This is a genomic window from Rhodobacter capsulatus, assembly GCF_005144475.1.
In the GTDB taxonomy this organism is placed as follows: domain Bacteria; phylum Pseudomonadota; class Alphaproteobacteria; order Rhodobacterales; family Rhodobacteraceae; genus Rhodobacter; species Rhodobacter capsulatus_C.
Genome location: NZ_SWJZ01000082.1, coordinates 14,994 through 33,209, shown reverse-complemented (window position 1 = coordinate 33,209; position 18,216 = coordinate 14,994). Strand labels below are relative to the sequence as shown.

Sequence of the window (18,216 nt, the reverse complement as noted above, 5' to 3'; positions counted from 1 at the left end):
TCGTGCCTCACTGCTCGGTCAGCAGAAGGTATTCTCCAACCCCCCGCCGCACCAGCTTGAACGGTCGGTCCGTCGGCGGATCATAGGCGGGTTTCTCTTTCTTTGCGAGGGCCAGGCGCAGGTTTTGCCGGATCGCGTCGGATTCGCCACTGTCGAGCCCATAGGCGATCTGGAACACCCGCGCCGCCTCGGCGGCCTTGCCCTGTTCCATCAGCACGACGCCAAGATTGTTCCAGGCGGGCACGAAGCGTTCGTCCTTTTCGGTGGCGCGGCGCAGGATCTGTTCGGCCTGCCCCAGACGGCCCAGCTTCAGATCGGCCGAGCCGATCGCGGACAGGACATCGACCGTCGCCCCCTGCTCGCCCGCGGCACGGTAATAGGCCTTCAGCGCCAGTTCGTATTCGCCCGCCGCCATCAGCCGATGCCCGACGATCAACCCGTCAACGCCCTCGCCCTCGGCCGCGCCGGGGGCAAAGGGGCTGCCCTTCGACGCGCCAAGGCCGCCCGGCATGCAGGCGGCCAGAAGGCACAGCGACAGCGCGGCAAGCGGCGCGAAACGGGTCAGGCGCATGGATCACATCTTAAGGGCCACCACCGATGGCGGCGAAGTTTTCCATCATATCATGGACCGAGGGGCCGACAAGGATGATGAGCAGCGGCGGCACGGTGAAGAGCATCGTGCCCAGCGTCATCTTGGTCGGGATCTTGTTCGCCGCTTCCTCGGCGCGCATGATCCGCTTGTCGCGCATGTCGGCGGCGTAAAGCCGAAGCGCCTCGGCGATCGAGGTGCCGAATTGCTGGCTCTGGATCATCACGGTGACGAAGGAGGCGACATCGGACACGCCCGAGCGTTCGGCAAAGGCGCGCAGCACGGTGGGCTTGTCCAGACCGGCCTTGATCTCGTGGGCGACGGTCTCGAATTCCTCGGCCAGCGCGGGATAGGAATTGGCGAGTTCCTTCGACACCCGGATGATGCCCTGATCGAGCGATTGCCCCGCCTCGACGCAGACCAGAAGCATGTCGAGCGCATCGGGAAAGCCGTCCTGGATTTCCTGGGTGCGGGCGGCGACGCGCTGGTTCACCCAGCGGCGCGGCGCGTAATAGCCGCCGACCGCCGGGCCAAGGATCGCCGCGATCGCATTGGTCGATTCCAGCGGGATTTCGTGTCCGGCATTGTAAAACAGCACGTAAAGCACGCCGAGGCCCAGCAACGAGATCGCCAGCGCGAATTGCACGGCGTGGAAATGGCGCACCGCATGCGGGCCGCGATAACCCGCCTTGTGCAGCCATTTCCGGCTTTCGGACATTTCTTCCTTGCTTTGCGGTTCCAGAAACCCGGCGAATTTCTGCAGCTTGTCGGGGCCCGAGGTGTTGCGCAGCTTTTGCGCCTTTTTCGTCGTCGCCTGCGCCGCACCGACCGTGCCGCCGCCCGCCGCGATGCTTTTGCGCAGCTTGTCGAGCGGGTCTTCGCGTTTCGACAAAAGCGCGGGCAGCGCCGCCAGCACCAGAACGGCGCCCAGCGCCGCAACGGCAATGACCGGGCCCATCGGACCCAGCCAGCCGGTCAGCATCTCGGTGATCGCTTGTGCGGACATCCCTGTCTCCTCAGACCTTGATCGTCGTCATGATCTTCATGAACAGCACATTCGCCGCCAGAAGCGCGAAGACGATCAGCGCGGCCGGAACGAAGGAGGGCGTGTCCTTGACGTTGTCATAGTAATCGGGCGCCACCACCTGGATCACCACCAGCACGGCGACCGGAAAGCCCGACAGGAAAATGCCCGACCATTTCGGCTCGGCGGTGATGGCGCGGACGCGACGGAACAGCCGGAACCGCGAGCGGATCACCTTGGCCAGACCTTCCAGCACCTCGGCCAGGTTGCCGCCCGAGGTCTGCTGGATCGACACCGCCACGGCCAGGAAGCGCAGATCCTGCATGTCGAGCCGTTCGGCCAGATCGCGCAGGCAATCCACCACATTGCGGCCATAGGCGGCCTCGTCGGCGATGATGCCGAATTCGGTGCCCAGCGGATCGGGGATTTCCCGCGCCACCGCCTGAATCGCCGAAGCCAGCGGATGGCCGACGCGCAGGCTGCGCACCATCAGCTCGACCGCGTCGGGAAGCTGATCCTCGGCCAGTTTCAGCCGCTTGTTGGCCTTGCCGTTGACCCAGAAATAGACCCCGCCGACGCCCATCCCCACCGCCAGCGCCGCCCGCACCGGGGGCGAGGCCTCGGTGCCCAGCGTCAGGCCCAGAAACGCGACGAAGCTGACCAGCGCCATCACGCCGATCAGCGCCATCGGGGAAAAGGCGATATTGGCCTTTTGCGCCTTCGAGGCGAGCAGGGAATAAAGCGGAATGCCCTGCGCCTTCGAATGCTGCGTCGCCTCCTTGCGGAGCTGCTCCAGCACCTGTTCGCGGCGCTGCCCCTTGTCGAGCAGCTCAAGGCGGCGGTTCACCCGGTTGTTGAGCGAGATCGACTTGCCGAAGACCAGCAGATAGATGCCCTCGACCAGAAGCAGCACGGCGACGAAGATCAGCCCATAGATGATCGGCGTGGCGGAAATGATCATGGCGCCCCCTGTCAGTCCTGAACCGGTTCGTAGATCGCGGCGGGCAGGTCATAGCCCCATTGCCGGAACCGGTCCGAATAATGGCTGCGCACCCCGGTCGCGGTGAAGCGGCCGATGATCTTGCCGTCGGGCGCAAGGCCCAGCCGTTCGTAGCGGAAGATTTCCTGCATCGAGATCACGTCGCCTTCCATCCCGGTCAGTTCGGTGATCGAGACCATCCGGCGCGAGCCGTCCTGCAGACGCGAGGCCTGCACGATCAGGTTGACCGCGCTGGCGATCTGGCTGCGCACGGCCTTGAGCGGCATTTCGATGCCCGCCATGGCGACCATGTTTTCCAGACGCGAGATGCCGTCGCGGGCGTTGTTGGCGTGGATCGTCGTCATCGAGCCGTCATGGCCGGTGTTCATCGCCTGCAACATGTCGATGACTTCCTCGCCGCGGGTTTCGCCGACGATGATCCGGTCGGGACGCATCCGCAGCGCGTTGCGCAAACAGTCGCGCTGCGTCACCGCGCCCTTGCCCTCGACGTTCGGCGGGCGGCTTTCCATCCGGCCGACATGGGTCTGCTGCAGCTGCAATTCGGCCGTGTCCTCGATCGTCAGGATGCGTTCGGAGTTGTCGATGAAACTCGACAGCGCGTTCAGCGTCGTGGTTTTCCCGGACCCCGTCCCGCCCGAGACGATCACGTTCAGACGCGTCGCCACGGCGGCCTGCAGATAGGCCGCCATCTCCTCGGTGAAGGCGCCGAAGCGGACCAGATCGTCGATGGCGAGCTTGTCCTTCTTGAATTTCCGGATCGAGACGAGCGAGCCATCCACCGCGACCGGCGGCACCATCGCGTTGAAGCGCGAACCGTCGGCCAGACGGGCGTCGACATAGGGGTTTGATTCATCGACGCGACGGCCGACCGCCGAGACGATCTTGTCGATGATCCGCAACAGGTGCTTTTCGTCCTTGAAGGTGACATCCGACAGCTGCAGCTTGCCGAAGCGTTCGACAAAGATCTGATTGGGCCCGTTCACCAGAATATCGGAGACGGTCTCGTCCTTCAAAAGCGGCTCGAGCGGGCCAAGGCCCATCACCTCGTCGTAAAGTTCCTGATGCAGGCTCAGCCGTTCGGCGGCGTTCAGCACCACCGACATCTCGGTCATCGCCTCGCCCGAGATCGCCGCGATCTCGGATTTCAGCTCCGTTTCCGAGGCATGTTCCAGCGCGGCAAGGTTCAGGTTTTCCAAAAGCCGCTTGTGCAGCTCGACCTTGAGCTCGCCCATGCGCTCCTTGCGCTTGCGTTCCTTGTCGGCGGCGGCCGCCTGCGCCGACACCGGCGCCCCGGGCATCACGCGGCGCTGCACGCCGGGTTTCGGCGGCTCGGGCGCGGCGGCGATCGGCACCTGCGGCACCGGGGCCGCGGCGGCAGGCCGGGCGGCAAGGGCCCCCCCGGTGGGCGCAGCGGTGGCGGATTTCTTGTAACGCGAGAACATGGCGATCTCCGGGCTCGGCTCAGGCCGTGGCGGCTTCCGCGGCGCGGTTCAATTCGACGATGGACTGGGCGAGTTTCTGGATTTCCTTGCGCAGCGGCGCCTTGGCCGCCGACAGCGCCAGCGGCAGGCCGTGGTCATTGGCCTGGGTGACGATCCGGCCGCAATCCGACAACAGCACCTCGATCCCGATATCCAGGCTTTCGGCCAGCCGCTTCACCCGCGACTTGCCCGACAGATCGGTGAATTTCGGCGCCCGGTTCAGCACGAAGCGCAGCTTCTCGATCGGCAGGTTTTCCGCCTTCAGCGCCCGGATCATCCGCAGCGTGTTCTGCGCCGAGCGCATGTCCAGCTCCATCAGCGCGAAGTAAAGATGCGCCTGGCTCAGCACGGTTTCGGTCCAGCTGACGACGGTGGTCGGCATGTCGATCACCACGAAATCGAAATTCGACCGCGCCATCTCGATGATGCGGGAAATATCCTCGGCGGTCAGGATGTCGAGCGGCAGCATTTCCGACGGCGCGGTCAGCACATGCAGCCGGTCGTTGAAGGTCAGAAGCGCCTGATTGAAGCTTTCGGCATCCATATGCGCGGTATCCTGCAGCATCTCGAACACCAGATCGCGGCGCGGCAGGTCCAGATAGGTCGAGGCAGAGCCGAATTGCAGGTCGAAATCGAGCAGGCAGACCCGCGGCGCCGGCGCCGGGGATTTCTTCGAGGCCTCGGGCGTGGCCAGTTCCCAGGCCAGATTGACGGCAAAGGTCGTCGCCCCCACCCCGCCCGACAGGCCATGCACCGGCAACACGACGCCATCGCGCCCGCCCGAGGCCTTGAAGGCGGGCGGCGCGGCGGCAGCGGGCAGTTCGGGCGGCAGATCGGACTGGCCCAGCCGCTCGATCGCCTCGTGCAGGGCGCCTTCGGGCAGCGGATAGGGCACGAAATCATCGGCGCCCAGACGCAGCAGCTGATGCAGGGCGATCGGACTGACTTCCTCGGCGATCAGGATGACGCGGATGCCCTTTTCCTTGGCGGTGCCGATGATGCCGGAAATCCGCGCGAGGTTGTTTTCATCCTCGTTGTCGACCGCGATGGCGATGAATTCGAGCAGTTCGGAATCGGGCTGGTTGAGGAAGACCACCGCATCCTCGAAGGTCAGGTCGCCCCAGCTTTCGCCCAATTCGGCTTCCATGTCCTCGATCAGCAGGTCGAAATTCGAGACGTCCCGCGAGACCGTGCAGGCCACGATCGGGGCCGGTTCCGGAGAAAGACTTGCTGCTGCACTCATTGCCTCGGTCCTTTGTTACGCATTTCGCGACCGGAACCGGGGAAGCCTGCGCCCGGCACAGCCACGAAAGGGGCACGACTCGGGGACGCGCCATTTCCTGCTGTCCGAAGGTCGCGGCCAATCAGGGCAACATTTGGGCCGGATTGTTCCAATTGTGGGGTATTTGGCGACGATCGATGAAACAGGCGGGCCTTGTTGCCAAAGCCCGCCCGAGACGAAGATCTGCGTCGGGCTTATTGCGGCGCGCCGCCGCTTGCGCCACCACCGCTGCCGCCGCCGCTGCCGCCGTTGCTCTGGCCGGTCGACAGCGTGATGATGCTGACCGGCATGGCCGAGACGACATATTGCCGGAACACCAGTTCCGCATATTGGCCATCCAGATATTGCGGTGTGCGCTTGACCAACCCCGAAACCTCGGTGACGGTGCGGCGGTTCTGCGCATTCGGACCCGGGTCATAGACCAGCGGCTGGGTCTTGCCGTAGGACACGACCGCTTCCAGCCGGGACCGGGAAATCCCCTGCCCGGTCAGGAAAGCGACGACGGCGCGGGCGCGACGCAGGCCCAACGCCTTGTTGTAGGCATCCGAGCCGACAAGGTCGGTGTGCCCGTAGACGCGGAATTTCACTTCGGGGAATTGCCGGATCCAGTTCGCCTGCTGCACGAGCGCCGCCTGCGCCGTGCCGTCCAGCTGATCCGAGTTGAAGGCGAAGTTGACGGTATTGGGCACGTCCTGGGCGAATTTGCGCGTCAGGCTGACGGCGAAATCGCGTTGTCCGGTCATCATCAGGGTGTTGTTCATCGTCGCATTGCCGAAGCCGCCGGTTTCATACTGGCTGCCCACTTCGCCACTGCTGCACCCGGCCAGCGCCAGCGCGCCCGCGACGATCACCCCATAGCGCATCCTCTGGCCCCCCAGCTTCATCCCGTCACTCCATCACATAGCCGTAGGAGCCGGAAAAATCCTGCCGCGCCACTTCGCCCGCGGCACCGCCCTCGGTCTTGCCGCGCAGGAACAGCTCGGATTCGCTGGGCAGCCGGATCCGGTCGGTCGGCAAGGCCAGCGCCTCGCCATGCGTCGGCGTGACCAGATGCGGCGTGATGATGATGACAAGCTCGGATTGCTTGCGTTCGAACGCGGTCGAGCGGAACAGCGAGCCCAGCACCGGCACATCGCCCAGCCACGGGATCTGCGTGTTCAGATCGTTGAAATCGTCCTGCAGCAGCCCGGCGATGGCAAAGCTTTCGCCGTCGCGCATCTCGACCGTGGTCGAGGTCTCGCGGCGCTTGAAGGCGTTCACCGTGGTGCCGTTGTTCGACATCGTCACCGAGGTGTCGATGGCGGAAACGGCGGCGGCGATTTCGAGGTTGATCAGATCGCCGTCGACGACGCGCGGGATGAAGGACATCTCGACGCCGAAGGGCTTGTATTCGATCGACACGCCATCGTCGTCCACCACCGGGATCGGATATTCGCCGCCCGCCAGGAACTTCGCCTGCTGCCCCGACAGCGCGGTCAGGTTCGGCTCGGCCAAGGTGCGGACCATGCCCTTGCTTTCCAGCGCTTCCAGCAGGACGCCGAACTCCATGTTGCCGACGGTGAAGCCAAGACCCAGCGCGCCCTGGGTGTTGGGGGAAATCGGCATCGTGCCCTTGTCGAAGGCATTGCCCACCGCATCGGTCGCGGTGAAATTGCCGGTGCCGGTGACGACGCCGGTCTGGGCATTGCCGCCGCCCACCGTGCCGCGCATCGCCAGCGACGAGGCGAGGTTCTTCGACACCGAGCGCTGCATCTCGGCGAAGCGGACTTTCAGCATCACCTGCTGCGTGCCGCCGACATTCATCAGGTTCGACACCCGGTCGCCCGCGTAGCGGCGCGCCAGATCCAGCGCGCGGTCCAGTTTCGCCGAGGACGACACGGTGCCCGACAGCACGATGCCGTCATTGGCGGTGCGGACCTCGATGTTCTCGCCGGGCAGGATCTGTTTCAGCCGTTCCTTGAATTCGGCGATGTCGGGGGTGACCTGCACTTCGACATTCGACAGCAGCGTGCCATCGGCGCCCAGAATCGTCATCGTCGTGCGGCCGGGAACCTTGCCCAGCACATAGATCGTCTTGTCGGAGAGCGTGGTGACATCGGCAATGCCGGGATTGGCGATCGACAGTTCCGAAAACGGCTGGTCGCTTTCCACCACCACGGCACGGTTCATCGGCACCGCCAGCGGCGTGCTGCCCGTTCCCGAGACGATGCGCAGCGTCTCCGCGGCAACCGGCAGGGACACAGCAGTCGCCAGCGCGGCACCCAGCGCGCAAGCCCCGAAGAAACTCTTCATTTTCATGGTGATCCTGCCTCTCCGATCACGCTGCTACCCCCGGATCTGTCGCCCGGTATCGGTGATTTTCACCCGTGTGGTGCAGACAATGCCCGAGTGTTGATTTTTTTGCAAGAATCAACCGGTTTGGCGGCCCGTTTCCTGCCGCGCCGCCGCGGGCCGTGCCCGGCACCGGCCGCGCTCAATCCTTGCAGGGGATCGGCATCTCGACCACTTCGGTGCCCTTGCGCATCTTGATGCTGCAGACCCGCTCGGCCTCGACCTTGACGGCCTCCTGCGCCTGAATGCCCAGAAGCTTGTTGCGGTCGATCTCGATCGCGCCCAGATCGGCGGTGTTCTGCATGCCCACAAGCGACAGGGTCAGCTCTCCGGTGCCCTGCGCCAGCGTCAGCGAGGCGACCTGTTCGGGCGTCACCTCGGCGGTGACCGCGGTGGCGATCTGGGTTTCCTCGGCACGGTCGGCATCGGCGCTCTGGTCGATGGCGATCAGCCGCAGGTTGGTGTCGATCAGCTTCGTCACCCGTTCGCCGTTCACCTCGCCCGACCAATAGACATCGACGCGGTCGCCCGGCCGCAGGAAACCCGAAACCCCGGTGGTGGCGTTGACCGAAATGGTGAAGGCGCGCATGTTCGGCGACAGGCTGGCGGTGATCCCGGCATCGACGCCGGGGGCGGTGATCTTGTTCGCCAGGATCGCCTCATAGGCGTCATAGGCGCGCAGGGCCGCGCGCGGACGGGTCTCGCCGCCGGGGAAGACCGAGGCGGTCTGCGCCTCTTCGGGGGCGCCCTGGGGCGTCGAGACGCTGTGGAAGATGCCCGCGGGCAGGTGGCCCACCTGCATCTTGATCACGCCCAGATCGGCGGCGGTGAAGCGTTCGCCATAGGCCAGCGGCCGGCGCAGCACCACCACGTCGACCAGTTGCGGCGCATTGCGCCGTTCGGCCACCAGCATGTCCCGTTCGGCCTGGAACTGAGAGATCTGCTGCTGCGCCATGTAGACCGCAAGACCGGCAAGGGCGACACCCAGCACCAGCACCAAAGCGACAATCGTACGCATCCGCGCCCCCTTTTCCCTTTCAGACCGAACCCTCGGTCACTGCCCAGACACCATCCGGCCCGGCAACGCGCAAGCGCCGCCGTCCGCGGATCAGAAGGTGGCCTTCACCGACTGCGTGTCCAGAAAATCTCCGACATTGCGGGCGACACTGCCGGAATTGCTCCAGATCAGCGAGCCCGCAACCATGCCCAGCGACACCACGGCCGCGGTCAGCACCACCCAGTCGACGGTGATGGCGCCTTCGTCGTCATGGCAGATCCCGACCAGGGCGGCCGACAAAAGTCCTTCTCGCATTTCGGTGTTCCCTTCTGCACTGAGCAATTCTGCGCCATCCTGGCGCCGCAAGGCGGCACAATTGGGGCGGATCGGCGCATTTTTTTCGACGAACCCGCCGCCCAATGCGCAAGATCAGCCCGAAACAGGCGAAGGGCCGCCCGAAGGCGGCCCTTGCGATCGATCCCGAAGGGAGATCAGAACGTGGTCTTGACTTCGGCGTTGTCGAGGTAGGTGCCGATCTTTTCGGTCAGACCTTCGGTCTTGCCGCGCACCAGGGTCAGGGCGGCAGCGCCGAGGCCGACGACGGCAGCGGTCAGCACGACCCAGTCAACGGTCACGGCGCCGTCTTCTTCGGTGCGGATCTTGCGGGCGAGTTTGAAGAATTTCATCGGGTCTCTCCTTCGGTTCAGGTTGCTCCGCGCTGCTGCCGGGCTTCGTTGCATCCAGCCTCGCGGTATGGGCTCTTTCTGGCGGTGAATCGTGACCTGATTGGGGCGGAAGCGGTATATCTTCGCGGCAAGGCCGAAAACCTGCCGAAGTAAATGCAATCTTAACCATTTCCGCGTCATTGCCGCGGGTTTGTCACGACAGCCGGAGAATCGGACCGACGCCCGGCGGCAGCCGCCCCGGGGCCTGCCAGACAAGCCTTCGTGCAACAGGTCGGCGGGAATATCGCCCCGGCTTTGCATGGAAATCGCGTTTTTCTTGGTTTTTGACCGGGTTTCGGGAATAGTGCTCGCAACCGGCCTTCGCCGGACAAAAGGTCCAAAACCGGATCACCAGAGCAGGATCGCGCACATGCGCCGGATATTTGTCGTCAGTCTCGCCCTGAGCGCGACCGTTGCGGTCGTGCCCGCCCGTGCCGAAATCGGCCCGAAATCGCCGACCGTGCATCATTTCGAGCCCCGCCGCGTGCTGCCGCCGAAAGCCGGGCAGACGCGGTTCCTGACGATCCAGATCAACCCCGAGGAACAGGCGGCGGCGCTGGCGGCCCAGGCGGCCAAACCCTTCGCGCCGCTGACCGCGACCCCGCCGCCCGCCACCGGAACAGGGACGGGCCGGACGGCGGATGGCGGCGCGGCCTCTTATGCCTGGTTCTGGAATGTCGTCTCGCCCGCGCTTGCCGACCGCTCGGGGCGATTCCAGCAGGCGATCGACGCGCTGAGCATGGGCCCGGGCGGACAGGCGGTGCGGGGACCGCGGCTGGCCAGCCTGCAGGCGATCGCCCAGACGCATGGCCGCGACATCCTCGCCGCGACGATCGGCACCGAGGTCTCGCCCGCGCTGGTGCTGGCGGTGATCTCGACCGAATCCGGCGGGCAGGCCGATGCGATCTCGCGCTCGGGGGCGGTCGGGCTGATGCAGCTCATTCCGGCGACGGCGACCCGCTTCGCCGTCTCCGACAGCCGCGATCCGAGCCAGAACATCAAGGGCGGCGTCGCCTATCTGAACTGGCTGATGAAGGAATTCGACCGCGATCCGCTGATGGTGATCGCCGCTTACAATGCCGGGGAAAACGCGGTGAAAGGCAATGGCGGCGTGCCGCCCTATGCCGAAACGCGCGATTACGTGCCCAAGGTGCTGGCGGCCTGGCAGGTGGCGCGGGGCCTGTGCCTCAGCCCGCCCGAACTGGTCACCGACGGCTGCGTCTTCGCATCGAAGGGATGAGGATGAGCAACGACAAACCGCTGGTGCTGGATGTCGACGGCACCTTTCTGCGCACGGATCTGCTGCAGGAAAGCTTCTGGGCCGGTCTGGGCCGCGCGCCGCTGCGCACGCTGCGCATCGCGGCGACCACATTTCGCGACCGCGCCCGGCTGAAGGCGGAACTGGCCGCGCTGGGGCCCCTGCGCACCGATCTGATGCCGGTTTCCCCCGCCGTGGCCGAGGTGGTGATCGGCGCGCTGAACGAGGGCCGGGAGGTCTGTCTGGCCTCGGCCTCGGATCAGCGGCTGGTGGCGCAGCTGGCGGCGGATCACGGGCTTTCCGAGCGGATCTTCGCCTCGGACGGGCGGCTCAATCTGAAGGGCGCGGCCAAGGCCGGGGCGCTGGTGCGGGTCTTCGGGCCGCGCGGTTTCGTCTATGCGGGCAACGAGGCCACCGACATGGCGGTCTGGGAACATGCGGAAACCGCGGTGGTGGTGGGCCGGGTGCCCGAGACCGCCGCCCTGCCCGCGCGCGGCATCGGCGTGGTGACCCTGCCCGGCGGCTGGAGACCCGCGGCGCTTCTGAAGGCGCTCAGGCCGCATCAATGGGTGAAGAACCTGCTGCTGCTGTTGCCGATGATCGCGGCGCATCGTTTCGACGCCGCCACGCTGCTGCCGATCCTGATCGGGATGGTGGCGTTTTCGCTGGCCGCCTCGGCGATCTACATCGTCAACGACCTGCTCGACCTCGAGGCCGATCGGCTGCATCCGGTGAAATGCCGCCGCCCCTTCGCCTGCGGCGCGGTGCCGATCAGGGTGGGGATGATCGCCAGCGCCGGTCTGGCGCTGACGGCGCTGGGCCTTGCGGCGGCGCTGAACGCGGGCTTCCTCGGCATCCTCGCGCTTTATATGGCGATGTCGCTTGCCTATTCGCTGAAGCTCAAACGCATGCGCTGGATCGACATCACCACGCTGGCGGCGCTTTACACGCTGCGCGTCGTCGCCGGGGCCGCGGCGGGGGCGGTCGATGTCTCGATCTACATGCTGATCTTCATCTTCCCGATCTTCCTCAGCCTCGGCTGCGTGAAGCGGCTGACGGAACTGACCCTTGCCACGGAAAACGAGCCCCTGCCCGGCCGCGGCTATGGCCGCCCGGACCGCGGCGATCTGCTCAATGTCGCGGCGATCGGCGTCGTGGGCGCGCTGGTGGTCTTCTTTCTTTACTCGATCTCGGATCAGGCGCGGCTGCTTTACCCCGACACCTGGCTTTTGTGGCTGGCGATGCTGCCGATGGGCGGGTGGCTTGTCCGCATGGTGGCGCTCGGCTGGTTCGGCAAGCAGGATCACGACCCGATCGTCTTCGCGCTGCGCGACAAGTTCGGGCTCGGCATCCTGATGATGACACTGAGCCTGATGTTCTGGGCGGCGGGTCTTTGGGCGCAATGGTTCGGGATGGGCGGCTGAACCGGCGGCAGTGGCGGGGGTTTCACACCCCCGCACCCCCGTGGGATATTTCCGGCAAGATAAAATGAAAGCTTCCGGCCCTTTATCTTGCTCCAAATATCCCGGGGGGTGAATTGCCGAAGGCAAGAGGGGGGCAGAGCCCCCCGTCTTCTATCCAAGCTCGGCCAGACGCTTCAGCGCGGCGCCGATCTTCGCCGCCTCTTCCTCGCGCGCGGCGAGGTTATCATGGGCTTCCTCGATCACCTCTTCGGCGGCATTGGCGACGAATTTCGGGTTGGCAAACCGCGCCTTCAGCCCCGCCGCTTCCTTCTCGACCTTGGCCAGCGATTTTTCCAGCCGGGCCTTTTCGGCCGCCACATCGATCACGCCTTCCAGCGGCAGGCCGAACAGCGCCCCCGCCGCCGGGATCGAGATCGAGCCCTTGGCGACCGCGCCCTCGGTGATCGCCTCGAGCCGGGCCAGACGCAGGATCAGCGCCTCGTTGCGCGCCAGCGCCGCGCGGGCCTGTCCATCGGCCTCGGCCAGCATCATCGGCAGCTTCATCGCGACGGGCACGCCCATCTGCGCGCGGGAAGACCGGATTTCCTCGATCAGCGCGATCACCCAGTTCATCTCGCGATCCGCCTCGGCGTCGATCAGCTCGGCGCCATAGCTCGGCCAGTCGCCATGCACGAGCATCTTCGCGCGGGTGCCGGTCAGGCCCCACAGCTCCTCGGTGATGAAGGGCATGATCGGATGCAGCAGGATGTAGCACTGATCCAGCACCCAGCGCATCGTTTCGCGGGTTTCGGCCGCGTGTTCGCCATCGAAAAGCGGCTTCGAGAATTCGACATACCAGTCGCAGACCTTGCCCCAGACAAAGCCGTAAAGCGCATTCGCGGCATCGTTGAAGCGATAGGCGGCGAAGGCTTCATCGACCTCGGCCCGGACCTTGGCGGTTTCGCCGATGATCCAGCGGTTCACCGTTTGCGTGGGCGCGGGAATGCCCGCGACCTCGGCCTCGAAGACGCCGTTCATTTCGGCAAAGCGGGTGGCGTTCCACAGTTTCGTGCCGAAGTTGCGATAGCCCGCGATGCGGTCTTTCGAAAGCTTCAGCACCCCGCCGATGGCGGCCATCGAGGCATTGGTGAAGCGCAGCGCATCGGCGCCGTATTCGTCGATGATTTCGAGCGGGTCGATGACGTTGCCCGCCGTTTTCGACATCTTCTTGCCCTTCTCGTCGCGGACAAGCTGGTGCAGGTAGACGGTGTGGAAGGGGATTTCGCCGGTCACCGCCAGTTGCATCATCATCATCCGGGCGACCCAGAAGAACAGGATGTCGAAGCCCGTCACCAGAACATCGGTGGGGAAATACTTGCGCATTTCCTCGGTGTCCTCGGGCCAGCCCAGCGTGCCGATCGGCCAGAGCCCCGAGGAGAACCAAGTGTCGAGCACGTCCTCGTCACGCCAAAGCTCGATCTGAATTTGATCGTTTGCGTCGAAGCCCGCGCCAGTAGCCAAACTCTCTTGACCGACACCGGGTTTCTCAACCCCGACGGCTTCCATGAAATTCTGCGAGCGAACGACCACGCTAAATTCGCCCTCAAGGAGCTTTCCATAGTGGGCATGGGCGAGAGCAATGGCCTCATCTTGGTTTGAAGCGCAGAAAGTCTCATGTTGACCGAATAGGGAAACACCAGAGCTGTCGACAACTTTCGGCCCATACCACACTGGAATCTGATGCCCCCACCAGAGCTGGCGCGAGATGCACCAGGGCTCGATGTTCTCAAGCCAGTGGTAGTAGGTCTTCTCGCCCGCCTCGGGCATGATCTTCGTCTTGCCGCTCCGCACCGCGTCGAGCGCGGGGCCGACGACCTTTTCGGCGTCCACATACCATTGATCGGTCAGCATCGGCTCGATCACGACCTTGGAGCGGTCGCCGAAGGGCTGCATGATCGGTTTCGCTTCGACGTAAGGGATGAGGTCCGGCTGGCCTTCCTCGCCCGCCTTCGGATTGGCGATCATCACCGCCAGACCCTCGGCGTTGATCTCCTCGACCACGATCTTGCGGGCCTCCATCCGGTCAAGGCCGCGCAGAGTGTCGGGGATCAGGTTCAGCGTGTCGACTTCGGCTTCGGTGAAGGCCGCGCCTTTCGAAATCTCCATCGCCCGGCGGGCGCAGGTTTCGTAATCCGCCCCGTCGGCCCGCATCTTCGCCCGGGTGTCCATCAGCCGATACATCGGCAGGCCCGCCCGTTTGGCCACCTGATAGTCGTTGAAATCATGCGCGCCGGTGATCTTCACCGCGCCGGAGCCAAAGGTCGGATCGGGGTATTCGTCGGTGATGATCGGAATGAGACGGCGGTGTTCCTTCGGCCCGACCGGAATTTCGCAGAGCTTGCCGACGATGGCTGCATAGCGTTCATCGGACGGATGCACCGCCACCGCGCCATCGCCCAGCATGGTTTCCGGCCGCGTCGTGGCGATGGAAATGTAGCCGCGCGTTTCGCGCAGGGTCACATTCCCCTCGGCGTCCTTTTCCACATATTCATAGGTTTCCCCGCCCGCGAGCGGATATTTGAAGTGCCACATATGCCCGGCGACTTCGATATTCTCGACCTCAAGGTCGGAAATCGCGGTCTCGAAATGGGGGTCCCAGTTCACCAGCCGCTTGCCGCGATAGATCAGGCCCTTGTTGTAAAGATCGACAAAGACCTTGATCACCGCGTCATGGAAGTTGCCCTCCTCGCCCGCGGGCGCATTCGGCGCGCCCGACATGGTGAAGGCATTGCGCTCCCAGTCGCAGGAAGAGCCCAGCCGTTTCAGCTGGTTGATGATGGTCGAGCCGTATTTGCCCTTCCAGTCCCAGACCTTTTTCAGGAATTCGTCGCGGCCGAGGTCCGCGCGCGAGGGCTGGCCGGTCTTGGCCAGTTCACGCTCCACCATCAGCTGGGTGGCGATGCCCGCATGGTCCTGCCCCGGCTGCCAGAGCGTGTCGAAGCCGCGCATCCGGTGCCAGCGGATCAGGATGTCCTGCACCGTGTTGTTGAAGGCATGGCCGACGTGCAAGGCGCCGGTGACATTCGGCGGCGGGATCATGATGCAGAAGGTCTCCGGACGCGAGGCATTGGCCCCGGCCTTGAAGGCGCCTGCCTGTTCCCATTTCGCATAAAGCCGCGGCTCGGCTTCGCGCGCGTCGAAGGTCTTTTCCATGCTCATCGGTTCTGTCCTTTCAGGGCTTGAGGCTGTTTAGCGCGCAGCCCCTGCAAGGAAAAGCCTCTGAGACGTTTCGGCCTAGCGATTGGGACCGACGATGGCGAAATGCGCGCCTTGCGGATCGCGGCAGGCGGCGACATAGGCCGGACCTGGAACCTCGGTGGGGCCATGCAGCACGGTGCCGCCCGCCGCCGTGATCGCCGCGATCGTCCTTGTGACCGAGGCGACGCCGAAATAGGGCAGCCAGGTCGGACAGGGGGCCTGCCCCAGCCCCATCATGCCGCCGATCTGCGCGCCGCGATGGGCAAAGACGTGGTAGACCCCGGCCGGGCCCATGTCGACATGCATGTCGGGGCGCCAGTCGAAGAGCTTGCGATAGGTTTCCAGCGCCGCTTTCGGATCGGGGGTCATCAGCTCGATCCAGGCGCCATGGCCCGGCGCCCGCTGGTTCCAGGCCCCGCCCGGCGGCGGCGGATCCATCGGCAGGGGCGTGAGGATGCCGAAAACCGCACCTTGCGGATCGGCCAGAACCGCGAAGCGCCCGGTGCCGGGAATGTCGGCCGGGGCCTTCAACACCTGCCCGCCCAGATCGCGCAGCTGCGCCGCCGTCGCGTCGCAATCCTTTGCCGCCAGATAGAGCGTCCAGTTCGGCGGCGTCCCCTCGGTGCAGTCCTTGAGCGCCATCAGCCCGGCCACCAGGTCGGCGCCCGACCGGGCAAGGCGGTAATCGAAGCCCTCCATCCCGGCATCAACCCAGTCCCAGCCGAAGACCTTGGCATAGAAGTCCTGCGCCGCGTCGGGGTCGGCCACCATCACCTCGAACCAGCAGGGAACACCATGAAAGGACATGAAAACCTCCGGATGAAAAGACACCTCAGCCTAGCACGATTCGAATGACAGCCCTGCGTCCTGCTTTCACCTTGGCGCAAATATCCCACGGGGTGAGACGGGATCGAAAAGCCTTCCGGTGGAAGGCTTTCCCGTCGAACGGGGTGTGAAACCCCCGCGCCGCAACCGGCCGCTCAGACCGCCCGGTCAAGCTTCGTGCTCAGATGGATCAGGCTTTCGGAACTGCGCACCCCCTGCATCTCGCCGATCTGGTCAAGCACCACATCCAGCTGCGCCGTCGAATTCGCCGCCACCTGCAGCAAAAGATCGATCCGGCCCGAGGTGGTCGAAATCCGTTCGACCTCGGGGATCGACTTCAGCCGGGTCAGGATGCCCGCCTGCGCGCGGGGTTCCACCATCAGCAAAACGGTGGCCCGCAGCCGCCCCGCCCGGGCCGCTTCGCCCAGCTTCACGGTGTAGCCCGCGATCACCCCCGAGGTCTCCAGCCGCTCCAGCCGGGCCTGAATCGTCGAGCGCGCCACCTTCAATCGGCGCGACAGCGTCGCCACCGAAATCCGGGCGTCGCCCGACAGAAGCCCCACGATTGCCGTATCAAGTTCGTCCATTGTGCAACACTTGCAGATTGACCGATGCTTTCGTCATTATAACGATAGATCGCAGCATTTCTACTCTTTTGATCGGTGAAAATGTGCCTCATATCGCGCAACATGAGAGAGCAGGAAAAGGGCGGCTCATACGCACCTGGCCTGGGTTAGGTCGAAACGCGTCGTAAGCGTCTCCCCACCCGTAACATAGCCGGGGCAAGAGGTGGCTGCGTTCTATTGGCGAGGAGAAGCCGATGGGACTTTCCAAAACTATTTGGACTCAACCGTCCGAAATCATCCGGACGAAACAACCCGATCATCCGGTGCTGGTGTTCTCGCCCACCGCGTTGCAGGCGACCGCGCGGCGGTTCCTGAAGGGCTTTCCGGGCGTCGTCACCTATGCGGTGAAGTCGAACCCGGATGAAATGGTGATCCAGAACCTCGTCGCCGCGGGCGTCAAGGGGTTCGACGTCGCCTCGCCCTTCGAGATCGACCTGATCCGTCGTCTCGCACCCGGTGCCGCGCTGCACTATCACAACCCGGTCCGCGGCCGCGAGGAAATCGCCCATGCGGTGCGGGCGGGGGTGAAGACCTGGTCGGTCGATTCGCGCAGCGAGCTTGAAAAGCTGATCGCGCTGGTGCCCACCGAGGGCTGCGAAATCTCGGTGCGCTTCAAGCTGCCGGTACAGGGCGCGGCCTACAACTTCGGCGCCAAGTTCGGCGCCACCGCGGATCTGGCGGCGGAGCTTTTGCGCCGGGCGGCAGAGGCGGGGTTCATCCCCTCGCTCACCTTCCATCCGGGGACGCAATGCACCGATCCGGCGGCGTGGGAGGCCTATATCCTGGTCGCGTCGGAAATCTGTGCCACCGCGGGGGTGCAGGCGCATCGGCTGAACGTCGGCGGCGGCTTCCCGAACCATCGCAAGATGGGCCCGGCGCCGGTGCTCGAAGACATCTTCGCGCTGATCGACCGCGCCACCACCGAAGCCTTCGGCAGTGACCGTCCGATTCTGGTCTGCGAACCCGGCCGCGGTCTGGTGGGGGATGCCTTCACCCATATCACCAAGGTCAAGGCGCTGCGCGACGACACGCATGTGTTCCTGAACGACGGCGTCTATGGCGGTCTGGCGGAACTGCCGCTGATCGGCAACATCGAGCGGATCGAGGTCTGGTCGCCCGAGGGGTTCGAACGCGGCGGCGACATGGTCGAACGCATCGTCTTCGGCCCGACCTGCGATTCGGTCGACCGTCTGCCGGGCGACGTCGCGCTGCCGAGCGAACTGACCGAGGGCGATTATCTGGTGTTCCACGGCATGGGCGCCTATTGCTCGGCCACCAACACCCGCTTCAACGGCTTCGGGCAGATGGAAATCGTCACCGCGCTGGCGCTGAAGGGCTGACCCGAAAGCAACAGGCGCCGACATCCGCGACACTTTGGCGCCTGCGTAATTGAGGATTAACGGCCTTGCCTTAAATT

16 protein-coding genes are annotated in these 18,216 nt (G+C 64.9%); 3 read left to right on the top strand and 13 right to left on the bottom strand.

Annotated features, from left to right (window positions below):
• Positions 1-7: 7 nt before the first annotated feature.
• The 10 genes from FBT96_RS16405 to FBT96_RS16360 form a co-directional block, all read right to left on the bottom strand.
• Positions 8-571, bottom strand: a complete 564-nt coding sequence (locus tag FBT96_RS16405; RefSeq protein ID WP_136908505.1) for a tetratricopeptide repeat protein — start codon at positions 569-571, stop codon at positions 8-10.
• A gap of 10 nt (positions 572-581) precedes the next feature.
• On the bottom strand, positions 582-1,595 hold the full coding sequence (locus tag FBT96_RS16400; RefSeq protein ID WP_136908503.1) for a type II secretion system F family protein: 1,014 nt from the start codon (positions 1,593-1,595) through the stop codon (positions 582-584).
• Positions 1,596-1,605: 10 nt separating this feature from the next.
• Positions 1,606-2,574 (bottom strand): type II secretion system F family protein, encoded by a 969-nt coding sequence (locus FBT96_RS16395; protein ID WP_136908501.1) that lies wholly within the window; start codon positions 2,572-2,574, stop codon positions 1,606-1,608.
• 11 nt (positions 2,575-2,585) lie between these two features.
• The gene (locus FBT96_RS16390; RefSeq protein ID WP_136908499.1) at positions 2,586-4,055 is read right to left on the bottom strand and encodes a CpaF family protein; all 1,470 of its coding nucleotides are present in this window, start codon (positions 4,053-4,055) and stop codon (positions 2,586-2,588) included.
• Positions 4,056-4,074: 19 nt separating this feature from the next.
• Positions 4,075-5,337, bottom strand: coding sequence for an AAA family ATPase (locus tag FBT96_RS16385; protein ID WP_136908497.1), 1,263 nt, complete (start codon positions 5,335-5,337; stop codon positions 4,075-4,077).
• A 233-nt stretch (positions 5,338-5,570) separates the two neighbouring features.
• Positions 5,571-6,260 carry an OmpA family protein gene (locus FBT96_RS16380; protein ID WP_136908495.1) on the bottom strand — a complete coding sequence of 230 codons (690 nt, stop codon included), beginning with the start codon at positions 6,258-6,260 and terminating at the stop codon, positions 5,571-5,573.
• Between the two features lie 4 nt (positions 6,261-6,264).
• Positions 6,265-7,674, bottom strand: a complete 1,410-nt coding sequence (locus tag FBT96_RS16375; protein ID WP_136908494.1) for a type II and III secretion system protein family protein — start codon at positions 7,672-7,674, stop codon at positions 6,265-6,267.
• A gap of 175 nt (positions 7,675-7,849) precedes the next feature.
• Positions 7,850-8,725, bottom strand: coding sequence for a Flp pilus assembly protein CpaB (gene cpaB / locus FBT96_RS16370; RefSeq protein WP_136908492.1), 876 nt, complete (start codon positions 8,723-8,725; stop codon positions 7,850-7,852).
• A gap of 90 nt (positions 8,726-8,815) precedes the next feature.
• On the bottom strand, positions 8,816-9,019 hold the full coding sequence (locus FBT96_RS16365; RefSeq protein WP_136908490.1) for a hypothetical protein: 204 nt from the start codon (positions 9,017-9,019) through the stop codon (positions 8,816-8,818).
• Positions 9,020-9,195: 176 nt separating this feature from the next.
• The gene (locus tag FBT96_RS16360; RefSeq protein WP_136908488.1) at positions 9,196-9,390 is read right to left on the bottom strand and encodes a hypothetical protein; all 195 of its coding nucleotides are present in this window, start codon (positions 9,388-9,390) and stop codon (positions 9,196-9,198) included.
• Positions 9,391-9,799: 409 nt separating this feature from the next.
• Between FBT96_RS16360 and FBT96_RS16355 the strand changes: the two genes are divergently transcribed.
• Positions 9,800-10,669: a lytic transglycosylase domain-containing protein gene (locus tag FBT96_RS16355; protein ID WP_136908486.1), complete on the top strand. Its 870-nt coding sequence runs from the start codon at positions 9,800-9,802 to the stop codon at positions 10,667-10,669.
• 2 nt (positions 10,670-10,671) lie between these two features.
• A complete protein-coding gene (locus tag FBT96_RS16350) occupies positions 10,672-12,111 on the top strand; it encodes a UbiA family prenyltransferase (RefSeq protein ID WP_136908484.1) in 1,440 nt (479 codons plus the stop codon).
• Between the two features lie 150 nt (positions 12,112-12,261).
• Here the strand turns inward: FBT96_RS16350 and FBT96_RS16345 are convergent, their stop codons facing one another.
• The 3 genes from FBT96_RS16345 to FBT96_RS16335 all read right to left on the bottom strand — a co-directional run bounded on the left by FBT96_RS16345 (position 12,262) and on the right by FBT96_RS16335 (position 16,760).
• Positions 12,262-15,309: a valine--tRNA ligase gene (locus FBT96_RS16345; RefSeq protein WP_136908482.1), complete on the bottom strand. Its 3,048-nt coding sequence runs from the start codon at positions 15,307-15,309 to the stop codon at positions 12,262-12,264.
• 75 nt (positions 15,310-15,384) lie between these two features.
• The gene (locus tag FBT96_RS16340; RefSeq protein WP_136908480.1) at positions 15,385-16,155 is read right to left on the bottom strand and encodes a VOC family protein; all 771 of its coding nucleotides are present in this window, start codon (positions 16,153-16,155) and stop codon (positions 15,385-15,387) included.
• 173 nt (positions 16,156-16,328) lie between these two features.
• Positions 16,329-16,760: an Lrp/AsnC family transcriptional regulator gene (locus tag FBT96_RS16335; RefSeq protein WP_013066238.1), complete on the bottom strand. Its 432-nt coding sequence runs from the start codon at positions 16,758-16,760 to the stop codon at positions 16,329-16,331.
• Positions 16,761-16,993: 233 nt separating this feature from the next.
• On the opposite strand from FBT96_RS16335, the gene FBT96_RS16330 reads away from it, so the two are divergent.
• Positions 16,994-18,139 carry a type III PLP-dependent enzyme gene (locus FBT96_RS16330; protein ID WP_136908478.1) on the top strand — a complete coding sequence of 382 codons (1,146 nt, stop codon included), beginning with the start codon at positions 16,994-16,996 and terminating at the stop codon, positions 18,137-18,139.
• The last annotated feature ends 77 nt before the right edge of the window (positions 18,140-18,216 follow it).